Here is a 14,029-nt window from a genome sequence, read left to right as displayed (position 1 = left end):
TATGGGCGCCACAACTCTCATCACCGTCGCTCCTACCGGAGCCGAACTGGATAAAAGCGACTTCCCGCAACTGCCCGTCACCGTTGAAGAGCTGGTTTCGACTGCCGTCGCTTGCGAAAAATCGGGAGCGGCAGTCATCCACATCCATCTACGCGACGACAAGGCGCGGCCAACGCTGGACCTTGGCCGCGCCAAGGAAGCCGTGGCAGGCGTGTCAGAGGCGACCAACCTCATTGTGCAACTGTCCTCAGGTGGCGCGGTCACCGATAGCGAAGAGGACCGGATGCGCGTGTTGGAGGCCCAACCGGACATGGCCTCTTGCACTATGGGCACCGTCAACTTCGGTGACGCGGTCTTTTCCAATCGGTGGGACTTCATCGTCGAACTGCACCGCCGCATGAGAGATAGACGCATCGTGCCCGAGTACGAGATCTTCGACCTGGCACACCTGGCGTCCTTGGAACGTCTGCTTGACCAGCACGGGCTGCCCTACGGTGGTCATGTGCACGTCGACTTCGTGCTCGGCGTACCAGGCGGGGCTCCCGGCAATGCGGCCACGGTGATCCACTTCGTGGACGCGGTGCGCCGACACCTTCCGCCCGATGCCACGTTCGCCGCCACAGGAATCGGGCGTACCACCCTTCCCGTCATGCTCAGTACGCTCGCCGCTGGCGGCCATCTGCGCGTGGGCATGGAGGACACGGTGTCTTTTGCTCGCCGGCAGCCAGTGACTGGCAATGAACAATTGGTGGCCCGAGCCGCCGAGGCCGCGGCCTTGGCCCAGCGGCCCGCCATGTCGGTTCCAGACGCCCGAGTCATGCTCGGCATCCGACCCACCGCATAGCGACCATAGTGCCGTGGGCCTTGGACGCCCTCGAAGAACGAGCGGACCCACAAGTATCGGCCCGGCCGGACGTCCACAGAAGACTCATATGTCTCTTGTGGATGTGCGGCCGGGCCGAACTATCACCACAACCAGCCCGAAAAGGGTTTGCTTTCGAGGTGAGGCCGCGTAAAATCGTTCAACTGTGTCCCATTCTCGCGTTCCGACCACTCCATGGCGATTCTTCGCCTGGTTCGTCAAACCCTCAATCCTCCCGCTTAGTATCAGCACCCTGGGCTTTGTCGGCACCAGCGCCATCATGGTCGCTGAGCCGTACATCCTCTCCCAAGTCATCGACCAAGGTCTCCTGGCCGGGTCGTGGGAGGACTTCCGGTACTGGATGCTCATCTTGCTAGCGGTCTCACTGTGCTATCCCCCGCTGTTCGTCATCTCCCTACGGATGTCGCTCATTCCCGAAGCGGCCCTGCGTCGCCGCGGGACGCAGGCCATCGCCGATCATCTCAACGCCATCGGCACCGGTTCCAAGGGCAATGTGTCCTCCGGGGAGATGGTCAACCTAGCCACCGATGACAGTCGCCTGGTCGCCGAGGCAATCACCGACCTAGCCATCGGCGTGATGGCTATTGCCATGTTCGCCGCCGGAACAGTCCTGGTGTGGAACATCCACCCGCTGCTGGGCATTGTCCTCGCCGCAGGGGTACTCCTCACCGCTGTCGTCACAGGGCCGCTGCTGGGCAAACTCCAACACAAGCAAGCCTCCTACCGCGACGCCGTCGGCCAACTCGCCGGACAGGCCACCGATGTCGTCGGCGGCCTGCGCATCCTGCGCGGCATCGGTGGCGACCTGCAGTTCACGATGCGCTACCGCCTCCAGGCGATGGATCTTCGAGCCCTTGGCTTTCGGGTGGCCGGTTCGGTCTCGTGGGTCCAAGGGCTGCGCCAATCGATTCCGTTCGGCTTCGTCGCCGCCATCACCTGGCTGGGCGCCATCATGGCGCTCAACGGCACCATCACCGTGGGACAACTAGCCGCCGTGTTCGGCTACGCCTCAATTCTGGTCATCAGCACAACCAACATGTTGCATGTGTCCGAGCGCATCGTCACCGCGCGAGTGGGGGCCGGCAGACTGGCCGCATATTTCGCCACCGGCCGCGACATTCCCGACACCGGCGAGGACAACATTCCCCACGGCGACCTGCACGACCCCGAAAGCGGCCTGACCGTACCGACTGCGCAACTCACCGTCCTGGTCAGCGCCGAATCAGTGCCCGCAGCCGAGGTGACCAAACGGCTCACCCGGTTCAGCGAATCAGACGCCCGCTGGGGCGCATCAAAGCTCGCCGACGTGAAGCTAAAACACGTGCGCCGCCACATTCGACTACTCACCCACGAGGACTATCTTTTCGCTGGCACCTTGCGCACCACCCTTCTGACTGAGGATCGCACCGATGATGAACGCGCACACTCGGCGTTGCACGTCGTTTGCGCCGAGGACATCTACACCTCGATGGGCTCAACGCTCGAGGGAGAAGTGTTCGAGGGAGGGCGCAATCTCTCCGGCGGACAACGCCAAAGGCTGTGCCTGGCTCGCGCCATCGCCTCAGAACCGACATTCCTCGTAGCCATCGAACCCACCTCCGCGGTCGACGCGCACACCGAATCGCTCATCGCCGAACGCGTCGCCGCGAAGCGGGCGGGCACAGGAACGCTCATCGTCACCGCTTCGCCATTGTGGTTGGCCCAAGCCGATCACGTCGCCTGGATGCGCGAGGGCAAGGTCTATGCCACCGGCACCCACACCGAGCTACTCACTCACGCCGAATATCGGGCCCTAACCTCGCATGAGGACCAATCATGACCATGTCACCGACCCGCCTCCCCGTCGCCACTGGCCAACAAGCGCGCGCCGCACTGTGGGAGATCATCAAGGCCGACCGTTACCAGGCCATTTACATCCTGTTGCTGTACGCACTATCGGCGGCGGGAGCCGTAGCGCTCCCGGTTTTGCTGGGTGAAGTCATCGACGGCATCAACGCGGGCTGGTCTGTCACCCATGTCAATATCTTTTGCGCCGCGATCGTCGGCACCGTGGCCGCCCAGTTGCTGCTGAGCCGCTACGGAAGGCTCAAGGGATACCAGTTCGGTGAACGAGCGGCGGCGACCTTGCGGTCCGGGTTCATCGCCCGGGTTTTGTCACTGCCGTTGGGCACGGTGGAGCGGGCCGGGGCCGGGGATTTGGGCACGCGCACCTCGGACAACATCACTCAGGTGGCGGACCTACTGCGGCGCGGCGGGCCAGAGGTTGTGCTGGCGCTGATCGAGGTCACGGTCATCCTGGCTGCGGCGTTCATCGTCGACATACGACTCGGAGCCGTCTTCTCCCTGGGCCTCATCCCCTCCGCCCTGATCATGTGGTGGTTCATGCGATCGGCCCGGCCCCTCTTCCTGGCCGAGCTGCGATCGCTCAGCGAAGGAGCCCAAACACTGTCGGCATCGGCCGCCGGGTCCCGCACAGTGGTGAGCTATCAGCTGCAGACCATTCGGCAGCAAAAAGGCTACGCAGCCGCAGAGGATCTATACCTGCGCCTGCGACGCGTCATCCGCCTAGAGTCGATCGCCTTCCCGGCCTTTCACGTCACCTTCCGGGTGCAAACGTTCGTCCTAGTGTTCCTGGCCGGATGGTGGTATCTCGGCGGGGCCCTGAGCATCGGTGCGGTCGTGGCCATCGCCATGCTATCCATCCGGATGAACGGGCCAGTGACGCGCATCTTCATGCACATCAAGCATTTCCAACGGGCAACGGCCGCGATGGCGCGGCTCCAAGGCGTGCACGCGATCGAAGAGGAGCCGCGCACCGCGCAGCCGCGTGGCACTGACCTGCGGCTAGACCATGTCACGTTTGGCTACGACGACGGACCGGATGTGTTGCACGATGTGACCTTGCATCCGCGACCGGCAGAACGGTTGGTCGTGGTCGGGCCATCGGGGGCCGGGAAATCCACGATCGCTCGCCTCGTGGCAGGCATTGACCGTCCACGCAGTGGCACGGTGACCATTGGTGGGGCATCGGTGGCAGACGTGCCACTGGAACATTTGCGCCGGCACGTCATTCTCGTGACGCAGGAGTCCTATGTGTTCTCCATGAGCGTGCGGGAGAACCTGACGATGGCCAACCCTGAGGCGACAGACGAGGAGCTCCTGGAGGCCCTGGAGAAGGTGGGCGCGCGCTGGTTGGCCGAACTTCCCGACGGACTAGACACCCAAGTGGGCTCCGAGCAACATGTGCTGTCGTTGGCCGAGGCGCAGCAGTTGGCCTTGGCGCGCGTCATTGTGGCCGATCCGAAGATCGTCGTGCTTGATGAGGCGACTGGTGGGATCGACCCGGGCAGTGCGGGCCGAGTGGAGGCGACGCTCGCCTCGGCGCTGGAAGGGCGCACCGTCATCGCGATCGCGCACCAACTGCATGCCGCAGAGTCGGCTGATCGGATAGCGGTAGTGGACCACGGAAGGATTGCCGAGCTGGGAACTCACGCTGAGCTGGTGGAGGCAAACGGCACGTATGCCCGGTTGTGGCGGGCTTGGAAGGGCGACCGTCGGGATTGAAGGACGTCCGCCTCCGGCATTGATGCTTTCCTCGCCAGACGGCCGACGGTCGTCATTGGTCTACCGGGTAGATCAATTCTTGCCTCTGGAGACAGCAGGCGCTCGCCGGCTACCTGGCTCGTTTCGCGCACTGCTGTCTTTTCCATGCTGAGAGCCCCTGCGAGACAACCTGGGAAGGCGATGGTCAAAGTCGCGACAGAATTCCACCCATGAGCTTAATGCTAAACTGTTTATCTCTCATAGTTTTATCATTCATGCCTTTGGGTTGGAAGCTCACCGGCAAGAACCGGCCGACAGTCACCGGAGGCAAAGTTTGCGCCGGTAAATGGGCATAGAAGCAGGCAGCAGAGCGCCTCCGCCTAGCCTTTCTGCCCAATCTGGCCTTAAGGAGCGATATGGACCGTGTTGACCAGATACTCAATCAATGGGAAACCCACCACCAGCACATCGACCCCTCCCCCATGGCGCAGATCGGGCGGCTCACCCGCGTTGCCCGCATCCTCGACCGGGAACTGAAAAAACCATTCGCCGCATATGGGCTCCAGTTCAGCGAGTTCGACATCCTCGCCACACTTCGCCGGTCTGGTCCTCCCTACCGTCTCACCGGTGCCAAATTGATGGAATCCACGATGGTCACCTCAGGCGCCATCACGCATCGGGTCGACAGGCTCCTTGCCAAGGGTCTCGTCACCAGGGAAGATGACCCCTCCAATCGTCGCTTCGTCCTCATCACTCTCACCGATGAAGGAAAAGACATTGTGGAGGAATCTCTCAACGCTCACCTGCGTAACGAGGAACGCCTCCTGGCCTCACTCGACCACAACCAACGTCAGCAGCTGGCCGACTTGTTGCGCCGCCTCCTCATCGACTGGGGAGACGTTCCCTCATCACCCCTGACAGCCACTGACTGAGATGCCCTCGCATCTGCGTTGCACGCGGAACGTAAGATGCAAAAGTCATCGAGGCTCATTCATGTACAACCGCTGTCGGTCAATAGCTGGGATGCCCAACTTGCGCAAGCCATCCGGCTGGCACGCGGCCCGCACATGTGGTGAACTCGATGGTTGGGCATCGAAGTGGAACCTTCTCTACCCCCGCCGAACATCCACCCAGGATTTCCCTCGCAAGCTGTCACCAAGTGGCCAGCGAAGGCCAATCTGGTGGGAAGCACTTGCGTTCGATCGAGTTTCGCATTGACTGTCGTCCGGTGAACCGAATACTTTCACTTCGATCACAGTGCCCGCCATATTAAACGCACGAGAACACCCTGAAGTAAGGAAATTAATGAAACTGCGCGTAGTTGCCATCGCCTCGGCAGCCCTGTTCGCCCTTGCCGCTTGCGGCTCCAGCGACCTCAAGAGCGAGGTCCAGGACCACTTCAACGGTCTGCCCGAGGACGAGAAGGCCGAATTCTGCCAGGGCTGGGAAATGGCGGAGTGGGAAGACATCGAGGGCATCATCCGTCAGGCCTACGAAGACGAGGGCGGCACGGACTGGGACTCTGAAGAAGCCCATGACGCTCTTGACAGCCTCTGCTAATCAGCAGAGACGCTAGTTCACGCACGCTTCGGCCCGGGTCGGCCCTTCAGGGTGGACCCGGGCACTTTCATGTCTAGGGCGTCTTCTCTCCCATGTGACTCGCACCAGCGCGGCCTGGGATAGCGGCGCCTAACTTTGTGCTCATATGGGTATTGGCAGATCATGCAAACGTACAAAATTTAGACCGCAAGGGAAATTCTTGCAGGCAAATTAGCCAACTAACGTGCAATAGGAGCCCTTTGCGCAGTCCTGGCCACTACTGAGGCGTCGACGCGCTGGGAATAGGCTTGCAACTGTCCGTAGTTTTGAGGTTCTATCGAGAGGGCTGTCTCGACATAGTCGTGACTGCCCTTCGAGACAACACTCTGACCTACCTCAGGCGTCCCCTCTACGGGCCGTCGCCAATGACAGGAGCAACCCATGACCACAGTGGCGGTACTTGGTGCCGGACGGATCGGAAAAGCCGTGCTCGCTGGCCTTAAGCGCAGCGGCTGGCCAGCAGAGGACCTCCTCGCGACCGCCCGTCGACCAGAACGCGCCGCCGCTTTGGAATCTGAGTTTGGCATCCAAGTGGTCAGCAATAGCGAAGCGGTCAAACGAGCTGATATCACCGTCATAGCCGTGAAGCCTCAAGACGCGGAAGCGCTGCTAGAAGAACTAGCGCCTAGCTTGTCAGGCGACAACCCCGTCGTGTCGCTGTGCGCCGGGCTTCCCACGACCTTCTTCGAGAAACGTCTGCCTGACGGAACACCCGTTGTTCGAGCCATGACGAATACGCCCGCGCTCGTGGAGGAAGCTGTCACGGTCATCTCTGCGGGGAAACAGGCCACCGAGGCCCACCTGCGGCAAGCAGAACAGCTATTCCAGCCCCTCGGCCACACACTGCACCTAGACGAGTCCCATATCGATGCGGTGACCGCACTGTCCGGCTCCGGCCCAGCCTACTTCTATTACCTGGTCGAAGGCATGATCGATGCCGCGATCCTCATGGGCCTGCCACGGTCGGTGGCTCAAGAACTGATCGTACAGACAGCCACTGGGGCAGCCGCGATGCTCCGCGATACCGGCGAGCACCCAGTCCAACTTCGCGAAGCTGTGACCTCCCCGGCTGGCACCACGATTAACGCGGTACGAGAACTGGAACGCCACCGTGTCCGCGCTGCGATCCTTGACGCGGCCGAAGCCGCCCGGGATCGCGCCCGCGAAATAGCCGGAGAATACTCCTAGGCACGTCTGTCTACACACCGATGTCAGGCCGCACGGGCCGTACGTGCGGTCGCATCGGTGTGGCACACCATCACGAACACACGAGTTTGCCTACTCACCCAGTGGCCGACGACCTACGAAACCGAGTTCACTGCGGTGATACCAGCGCAGCTCCCTCTCACCTTCCAGCCAACACAATTGCACACTGCGCCCCTCCAAGGTCGACGGGAAGTCGATGAGCAACGGCGCGACTCCCTTCACATCGATGCCATGTTCGGGGAACCAAGCCACGGCCTCATTCAAATGAGCTTCGAGAGCCTTGACCTCGGCCAGCCCGCCTTCGGCCTCGTCAGCACCGGTGTGAATCGCGTGTGCCAACTCCGCTAGGTCCCCGCGTAGTTTGACAATCTGCGCAGCCTTTTCCCGGACCAGCGGCATCAACCTGCGGGCCTCTTCAAGCGTGAACTTCGGTTCCAGATTCTCGTTCTCGATCCCGTCGATGCCAGCGCCGTTGAGCTCATGAGCACCGTCATCGTTGCCTGGCTTTTCTGACATCCCACCGTCTGAATCCATATCTCCACCCTCTCACCCCAGGTCGGACTTGCCAACGCCTACAGCTCGTCATTCCGTGTGGTAATACAGGTCACAATGGGTCGAACTGAGGGTGCATCACGCGTAAGGATGGCCATTGATGACCACACTTGCCCCACCAGAATTTCGGCTCCGCACGCTGATTCCAAGCATCTATATCCCCGCTGTCCTGTTCGGCGTAGGTCAAGGTGCCATTGCCCCCATCATTGCTCTGTCGGCTCGGGACTTGGGTGCCTCGGTTGGCCTAGCGGGGCTTATTGTCGCGCTCAGTGGAATTGGGCAGCTAATCGGTGACTTGCCAGCGGGCGCGTTTGCGGCACGGATGGGCGAGAGGCGGGCCATGCTCTGCGCAGTCGTTCTCGTCTGTGTCGCCTTGACGATCTGTATCCTCGCGACCGAAGTGTGGATGCTAGGCGCGGCCATTGCCACGCTGGGATTCGCCAGCGCGATGTGGGGTATCGCGCGGCATACGTTTCTGTCTGAGGTTGTGCCCTATCGGATGCGGGCCCGGGCGATGTCGTCCCTAGGTGGAACACATCGCATTGGCATGTTCATTGGGCCGTTTCTGGGCGCGGGGGCGATGGCGTTGCTCGGTACGGACGGCGCGTACTGGGTGCATTTGGTCGCGGCGGTGGCCGCGGGCCTGCTGGTGGCCTCGATTCGGGTGCCCCATCACCAGCAAGCTGGTGGCCCCAATGGGAAAAGCAATGGTCTCAAGACGTTTGCGGTGTTGCGTCAACATCTGCATGTGTTCGGCACGCTCGGGGTTGGGGTGCTTATGGTCGGCGCGGTCCGGGCGTGTCGCCAGGTGGCGATTCCATTGTGGGCTGACCATATCGGTCTCGACGCGACCACGACGAGTTTGATTTTTGGTATTTCCGGGGCTGTTGACATGCTGTTGTTCTATCCGGCGGGAAAGGCGATGGACCGTTTCGGCCGGGTGTGGGTCGCGGTGCCGTGTATGTCGATCATGGCTGCGGCGTACGTGCTCATTCCGTTGACGACCAGTGCGGGCACCCTGTTGGCAGTCGCGATTTTGTTGGGCTTCGGCAACGGCATGGGCAGCGGCATTGTGCTGACGTTGGGGGCTGATGCGTCGCCGGAGAATGGCCGAGCCCAGTTTCTTGGTGGTTGGCGGTTGTGTGCCGATGCGGGCAATGCCTCCGGCCCGGTTCTTGTCAGTTCGTTCACCTTTGTGGCAACGCTCGGGGTGGGGATTTGGGCGGTGGCGGGCCTGGGCCTTTTGGGGGCGGCGGCATTGGGTCGATGGATTCCGCGCCACGATTAGGGGGTCTGGTCCCTCCAGCGGCATGGCCGACGAGTCGGTGGCGGGTGTTCGCGACTCGTTCAGTAATCGGTGAGGGGGAACAATCGCCGCCCCTCACCGTCACTTCTACAGTTCCGATTTAGAGTCGGGGATACCCCCTTATGTCACTGGGGGTGTCCAATGTGGGTCACGGCCTGCTTTGCCGAGTACGCGGTGGAACAGTGGCGCGTCGTCGGGTATTTCTCTTTCGGGCCCGAACAGTCCTTCGCGGGCCTCTTCGGTGCCCGGGCCGCTGAACTGGCTGACGAATCCGTCTACGATCGCCACAAGCTGCGGGTCTGGTTCATATTCCTGGTTGGTGGCGACGGCCAGATCCCAACTGTGTAGCACCAGCTCGTCCAAAGCCACTACCCCGGCTTCGGCGCCGGAGAACTTCAGCCCTCCCGCGTAGGTGTGCCCTTCCCACGCTTCGGGTTTGCGCCACGCTTCGGCCAAGGTCTCCAAGTCTCCGGTGATTTTGGCTCGCCAGTCCATTGGCAATCGGGCCGCGTCGGCTTTGGGAGGCGGACCTGACTGCGCGTCGTTCTCCTTATTGGCGGCGGCGGTGAACGCCTTCGCCAACGCGCCTATGTGCTCCAGCAAGTCGCCCACCGCCATCTCCTGGCAGGGGGTTTCCACCGATAGCTGTTTCTCCCATACGCCCTCGATGAGCTCGTTGAGCTTGCGGGTCGCGGGTTCTAGATCAATTCCAGTCATCGTTCCTCCTAGGTCTGACGTTAAGCACGTACAGCTCTTAGACGAGTCGAAATCCGAATATTCATCGGCCACGACCTGGCCATGGGAGAGTGGCGACAATCTGCGCTGCCGCACTGAGTCAACGCCTGGTGCCGAGCCACTTCACATTAGGAGACAAACGTCTCCCGGTGCAGTTTCAGCAGGCGGGACAACTCCCCCACTGGGTCCGTGTGGTCATCGACCCGCAGGTCAATTGCCACATCGTCATGCTGAAAGTAGCTGGCGTTCGGCCCTACGACCAGTAGAGAGGCGCATTGTTTGCCCCGGCGATCGCCTCCGGCGTCGTCGCCGGCGGTTAGGGCGGCGACCATACGTTCGGCGAACGGCAGCTGGCGGTGTTCTTTCCACGCTGTCACCATGTCGTCCACCACTGCCGGGCCTACCAGGATGTTGCCTTGTGCCGCGTAGCCGTCCCCGACGCGGTGTCCGGACCACGGTTGCGTTTCCGAACCGGTGTAGGCCACGCCTGGGCCGGTGGGGCCAACCACGCCAAGTTGCCTTTGGTCGCGCAATTCGTCGGCGGCGGTGACACCTTTGACGGCATCGGCGGGGCTCACCCCCGACCGAAGGAATTCGAGCACCTGCCACCGGTAGTTCAGGTTGGGGAACGCTTGGGAGGACAGCGCCCCGATATTGGCTTCGGCGGCGGGGGCGATCGCTCCGGCGGCTAGGAATTTGCTGGCCACAGCTACGCCATACAACTGGCCGTCCTCGGAGCGGGCGACAAATGAGAAAGTCATGCTTCAGTCTAGGCAGGGATTCTTAGCTACGGCGAATGAAATCATTGGCAGCCGGTGCCAGCGGGTGTGTAATGAGTCGTCTGACTGGTTGGTTTAGTCCTCGGTTCCGTCGACGAGCCGAATCAGCGGAACATCGTCATCGTCGATGGCGACGTATATCGCGCCGTCGTGTGGGCTGACCACAATGTCGCGGATACGCCATCCTTCATCGGCTAGCAAGGGCTCGGTTTCGATCAGCTCGCCGTCTTCTTCGATAAAGCGCGCCACCTGCTCAGAAGCTAGGCCGCCCACCAGCAGGTTTCCCTCCCAGGCTGGGAACTGGTCTCCCTCGTAGAAGGTCAGGCCTCCGGGTGGGAATCCTCCGGAACCGCACTCCCAGAAGAAGGCCGGATTGGGGAACTCATCCCGGTCCAAGGGGTGGTCGCCGATCGGAGTGTCAGTGCCGTATTCACAGCCACTGTGGGCTATCGGCCAGCCGTAATTGTGACCGCCTTCAACAATATTGATTTCATCGCCGTCCTCTTCACCGTGCTCGCTTTGCCACATGACGCCAGTGAGGGGATGGACCGTCATTCCTTGCACGTTGCGGTGACCATAGGTGTATATCTCGTCGGCTATGTCACCATCGTCGATAAAGGGATTGTCCTCCGGAATAGACCCGTCGGGCCGCAAGCGGACAGTGGTGCCAAGGGTATTGGAGGGATCTTGTGAGACATGGTCGGCGAAGTTCTTGTCCCCACGGTCGCCGATGGTCATGTACAGGTTCCCGTCCACGCCGAACACGATCTTTGATCCGTAGTGGACCGGCGCTTGCGTTGCCGGTTCGGCCACATACAGCTCCTCGACGTCGCGCAGCGTCGCTTGGTCGAGGTCGAGTTGACCGCGAGCCAGGTGGGTGCTGGTGTTTCCATCATCGGTGGCGGCCGAATAGGTAAGGTACACCCACGACGAGTCAGGGAAGTCCGGATCGATCGCCACGTCCAACAAACCGCCTTGGCCTTCGGCGCTGACGTCGGGAACACCGTCGATACGGCGCACGTCCCCGCTGTCAATGTCGACGATCGCCAAGGTACCCACCAGCTCCGTTACCAGCAGCTGGTCACCCTCTGGCAGGAACTCCAGCCCCCACGGCTGATCGAAACCTTCGGCGACAGTTTCGATGACCGGGTCATGGTCACTCGGCTCGCTGTCGTCAGCACTATCATTAGAGTCATTATTGGTCGCCTCGTCCGACGGGGGCTCGTCGTTATCGTCCCTGAGCACGATAAATGCGCCGACACCGGCAATGACGAGTACAAGTGCGGCCACGAGGCCGATCAATCCATTCCTACCCATGAGACCACCCACGATTCTTCAATCCGCGAACCGAAAACATCTAGGCTACCGTTTGGCTCCAGTTTCGCCAGGGGACGCTCGCGTTGCAATCTCAGTAGCTGCGTGCGTTACTCAGCTATCGTGCCGGCCAACCGCATCAAATATTCCGTGCGGTTGAGCGGGTTGTAGTCGGTCCTCGGTCTCGAAGGTGGCTTCCTGCGCACTTCGCGGTGATGATCGAATTCCGTCTCCAACATTCCTTCTCCGCCAGCGAGGTCCGGCAATTGCCGTGTCAGTTCCCCCACCTGTCGGCTGGGGATGATGCCCTTGACCTGCGTCGTCACACCACGCGTAGCGACTGAATCCGGCACAGCCTGCACCGCGCCAAGGCCTGGTATGAGAGTTTCCAGGGCCTCGCTAGGGGCCTCCACGAGGAATCGATCCATCGGTTCAAAGACCGCCGTGCCAGCCCTCTTCAACGCTGACATGACCACAAGCGGCGCAAGGAGCCGAAAGTCACTGGCGTAGTTGGCCGGGGCGGCGCTGGAGGAGTGAGTCACGGTGACGACGCAATCGGTGACCTGCCAGCCATAGAGGCCCTGCCGCAATGTCTGCATGACTCCATCCTCCACCGCCCGAAAAAACGAGGAAGGCATCGACCCTAGTTCCACCTCCAGCCGGAACTGGATTCCAGTGCCAACCGGCGCCGGGTCGATGCGCAGACCCACCGTCGCCGGGAACGGATTGGACTCCTCCCCCACGATCTGGGCGGCCGCTCCACTGCCGGTGGGACGTTCAATGCAGATCGTGGTTGCCTCGCGAAAGCCAACCTCAAGCCCAAAGTCGGTCAACAAGGTTGACTGAATGACCTCCTTTTGCACCTCGCCGTAGAGGGAAACGCTGACCTCACCGCTATCTTCTCGCTGGCGAAGATTGATGAGGGGATCCTGTTCGGCGATTTGGCTCAATGCCTGGCGCACAGCGACCACGTCCGTCGAGGGTTTCGGTACTACCACGGCTTCCAAGGTCGGCGGCGGGAAATACTGTTGGGCCGCCCGGGGAGGCTCTTGACCAAACCAGTCGCCGATGCGAACTGAGTCGCATCCCAGAAGCTGACCGATCTGTCCGGCGCTGAGATGTGGCTTTGCTGTGAGGGTTCCATCTTCAAAATGCCGTAGGCCCGTGATTCGGGCTTCCCTCCCCGAGGCGAAACGTAGCCGCTCGCGCACCCGAATCGTTCCAGAGAACAACCGCGCATAGGCGATCTTCTGGCCAGACGGAGCCCGTTCTACTTTGAACACCGTTCCCGACACCGGCTCGTGGGACTGCCCCGACGAGGTGGGCAGCCATGTCGTTATCGCTTCGGACAACTCCTCGACTCCCGCACCGGTATAGGCAGAGCCAAAGTACACCGGAATGATGTGGCAGCGGGCAGTCTGGGCGGCGAGCTCATCATGCAGCTGCGAGGAGGACATGGCGGTCTGCTCAACCACAGCAGCCAGGATTTCGTCGCTATGGTCGGCGAGTTTTTCGCTCAGCTCGCTGGCGAATTCAACAGAGGCCATCGCGAACGGCACAAAGTCGGCATCTCGCTGCCCAAGATTTTCCACCACGCCCATGGGCACGATCCCTGGGCTCAGCTTGGTGGCGATATCGCTCAAGAGTGAGGAATATCGAGCACCGAGGCGGTCGATCTTGTTCACAAAGATCAGCGTGGGAATAGCCAACCTGCGCAAGGTTCGCAACAGAATGCGTGTCTGGGGCTGCACTCCTTCGACCGCCGATACCACCAAAACGGCGCCATCGAGCACGCTGAGAACCCGCTCCACTTCGGCGATGAAATCCGGGTGGCCAGGGGTGTCGATCAGGTTGACGGTGACCTCACCGAGGGTGAACGAGACGACGGCGGACTTAATGGTGATACCGCGTTGGCGTTCCAACGCCAGCGAGTCGGTGTGGGTATCGCCCGCATCGACGCTGCCAGCGCGCTTGATCGCCCCGGCGTGGAGCAACAGGCGCTCGGTCAGGCTGGTTTTTCCCGCGTCAACATGGGCTAGGATTCCGAGATTCAAAATAGATGTCAAAGGTCATATCCTTACGGCGAAAGAACAGGTCACGGTGGGTTGACGT

The 14,029-nt window shown here is 61.4% G+C and carries 12 protein-coding genes; 7 read left to right on the top strand and 5 right to left on the bottom strand.

The features are described from left to right. The first annotated feature begins 1 nt into the window (after position 1). From JQS30_RS07330 to proC, 6 genes are all read left to right on the top strand, one after another. Positions 2 to 844, top strand: coding sequence for a beta-keto acid cleavage family enzyme (locus tag JQS30_RS07330; RefSeq protein WP_213172708.1), 843 nt, complete (start codon positions 2 to 4; stop codon positions 842 to 844). Positions 845 to 1,028: 184 nt separating this feature from the next. Next, complete coding sequence (locus tag JQS30_RS07325; RefSeq protein WP_213172707.1) at positions 1,029 to 2,702, top strand: ABC transporter transmembrane domain-containing protein; 1,674 nt, start codon at positions 1,029 to 1,031, stop codon at positions 2,700 to 2,702. After that, positions 2,699 to 4,447, top strand: a complete 1,749-nt coding sequence (locus JQS30_RS07320; protein WP_213172706.1) for an ABC transporter ATP-binding protein — start codon at positions 2,699 to 2,701, stop codon at positions 4,445 to 4,447. The genes JQS30_RS07325 and JQS30_RS07320 overlap by 4 nt, the downstream gene beginning before the upstream one ends. Positions 4,448 to 4,842: 395 nt before the next feature. Then, positions 4,843 to 5,358 (top strand): MarR family winged helix-turn-helix transcriptional regulator, encoded by a 516-nt coding sequence (locus tag JQS30_RS07315; RefSeq protein WP_213172705.1) that lies wholly within the window; start codon positions 4,843 to 4,845, stop codon positions 5,356 to 5,358. Positions 5,359 to 5,731: 373 nt separating this feature from the next. Further along, the gene (locus JQS30_RS07310; RefSeq protein WP_213172704.1) at positions 5,732 to 5,986 is read left to right on the top strand and encodes a hypothetical protein; all 255 of its coding nucleotides are present in this window, start codon (positions 5,732 to 5,734) and stop codon (positions 5,984 to 5,986) included. A gap of 420 nt (positions 5,987 to 6,406) precedes the next feature. Further along, entirely contained in the window at positions 6,407 to 7,213 is an 807-nt protein-coding gene (gene proC / locus JQS30_RS07305; RefSeq protein WP_213172703.1) for a pyrroline-5-carboxylate reductase, read from the top strand. Positions 7,214 to 7,303: 90 nt separating this feature from the next. Here proC and JQS30_RS07300 read toward each other — a convergent pair whose 3' ends face one another. Next, entirely contained in the window at positions 7,304 to 7,747 is a 444-nt protein-coding gene (locus JQS30_RS07300) for a DUF2203 domain-containing protein (RefSeq protein ID WP_213172702.1), read from the bottom strand. Positions 7,748 to 7,883: 136 nt separating this feature from the next. Between JQS30_RS07300 and JQS30_RS07295 the strand changes: the two genes are divergently transcribed. Continuing rightward, entirely contained in the window at positions 7,884 to 9,071 is a 1,188-nt protein-coding gene (locus JQS30_RS07295) for an MFS transporter (RefSeq protein WP_213172701.1), read from the top strand. 138 nt (positions 9,072 to 9,209) lie between these two features. Here the strand turns inward: JQS30_RS07295 and JQS30_RS07290 are convergent, their stop codons facing one another. The 4 genes from JQS30_RS07290 to JQS30_RS07275 form a co-directional block, all read right to left on the bottom strand. Then, positions 9,210 to 9,806, bottom strand: coding sequence for a TIGR03086 family metal-binding protein (locus JQS30_RS07290; protein WP_213172700.1), 597 nt, complete (start codon positions 9,804 to 9,806; stop codon positions 9,210 to 9,212). A 146-nt stretch (positions 9,807 to 9,952) separates the two neighbouring features. Then, positions 9,953 to 10,585, bottom strand: a complete 633-nt coding sequence (locus JQS30_RS07285) for a DUF1028 domain-containing protein (RefSeq protein ID WP_213172699.1) — start codon at positions 10,583 to 10,585, stop codon at positions 9,953 to 9,955. 93 nt (positions 10,586 to 10,678) lie between these two features. Next, positions 10,679 to 11,920: a PQQ-dependent sugar dehydrogenase gene (locus JQS30_RS07280; RefSeq protein ID WP_213172698.1), complete on the bottom strand. Its 1,242-nt coding sequence runs from the start codon at positions 11,918 to 11,920 to the stop codon at positions 10,679 to 10,681. A gap of 107 nt (positions 11,921 to 12,027) precedes the next feature. Next, entirely contained in the window at positions 12,028 to 13,983 is a 1,956-nt protein-coding gene (locus tag JQS30_RS07275) for an elongation factor G (RefSeq protein WP_213172697.1), read from the bottom strand. Between the last annotated feature and the right edge of the window lie 46 nt (positions 13,984 to 14,029).

The sequence above is a fragment of the Natronoglycomyces albus genome (assembly GCF_016925535.1).
GTDB lineage: Bacteria > Actinomycetota > Actinomycetes > Mycobacteriales > Micromonosporaceae > Natronoglycomyces > Natronoglycomyces albus.
This window is presented reverse-complemented; position numbering and strand designations above follow the sequence as displayed.

What these genes read in the sequence shown, in the direction of transcription:
- JQS30_RS07330 (WP_213172708.1), top strand. Translation starts at nt 2, where the DNA reads ATGGGCGCCACAACTCTCATCACCGTCGCTCCTACCGGAGCCGAACTG.
- JQS30_RS07320 (WP_213172706.1), top strand. Translation starts at nt 2,699, where the DNA reads ATGACCATGTCACCGACCCGCCTCCCCGTCGCCACTGGCCAACAAGCG.
- JQS30_RS07315 (WP_213172705.1), top strand. Translation starts at nt 4,843, where the DNA reads ATGGACCGTGTTGACCAGATACTCAATCAATGGGAAACCCACCACCAG.
- JQS30_RS07310 (WP_213172704.1), top strand. Translation starts at nt 5,732, where the DNA reads ATGAAACTGCGCGTAGTTGCCATCGCCTCGGCAGCCCTGTTCGCCCTT.
- proC (WP_213172703.1), top strand. Translation starts at nt 6,407, where the DNA reads ATGACCACAGTGGCGGTACTTGGTGCCGGACGGATCGGAAAAGCCGTG.
- JQS30_RS07300 (WP_213172702.1), bottom strand. Translation starts at nt 7,747, where the DNA reads ATGTCAGAAAAGCCAGGCAACGATGACGGTGCTCATGAGCTCAACGGC.
- JQS30_RS07295 (WP_213172701.1), top strand. Translation starts at nt 7,884, where the DNA reads ATGACCACACTTGCCCCACCAGAATTTCGGCTCCGCACGCTGATTCCA.
- JQS30_RS07290 (WP_213172700.1), bottom strand. Translation starts at nt 9,806, where the DNA reads ATGACTGGAATTGATCTAGAACCCGCGACCCGCAAGCTCAACGAGCTC.
- JQS30_RS07285 (WP_213172699.1), bottom strand. Translation starts at nt 10,585, where the DNA reads ATGACTTTCTCATTTGTCGCCCGCTCCGAGGACGGCCAGTTGTATGGC.
- JQS30_RS07280 (WP_213172698.1), bottom strand. Translation starts at nt 11,920, where the DNA reads ATGGGTAGGAATGGATTGATCGGCCTCGTGGCCGCACTTGTACTCGTC.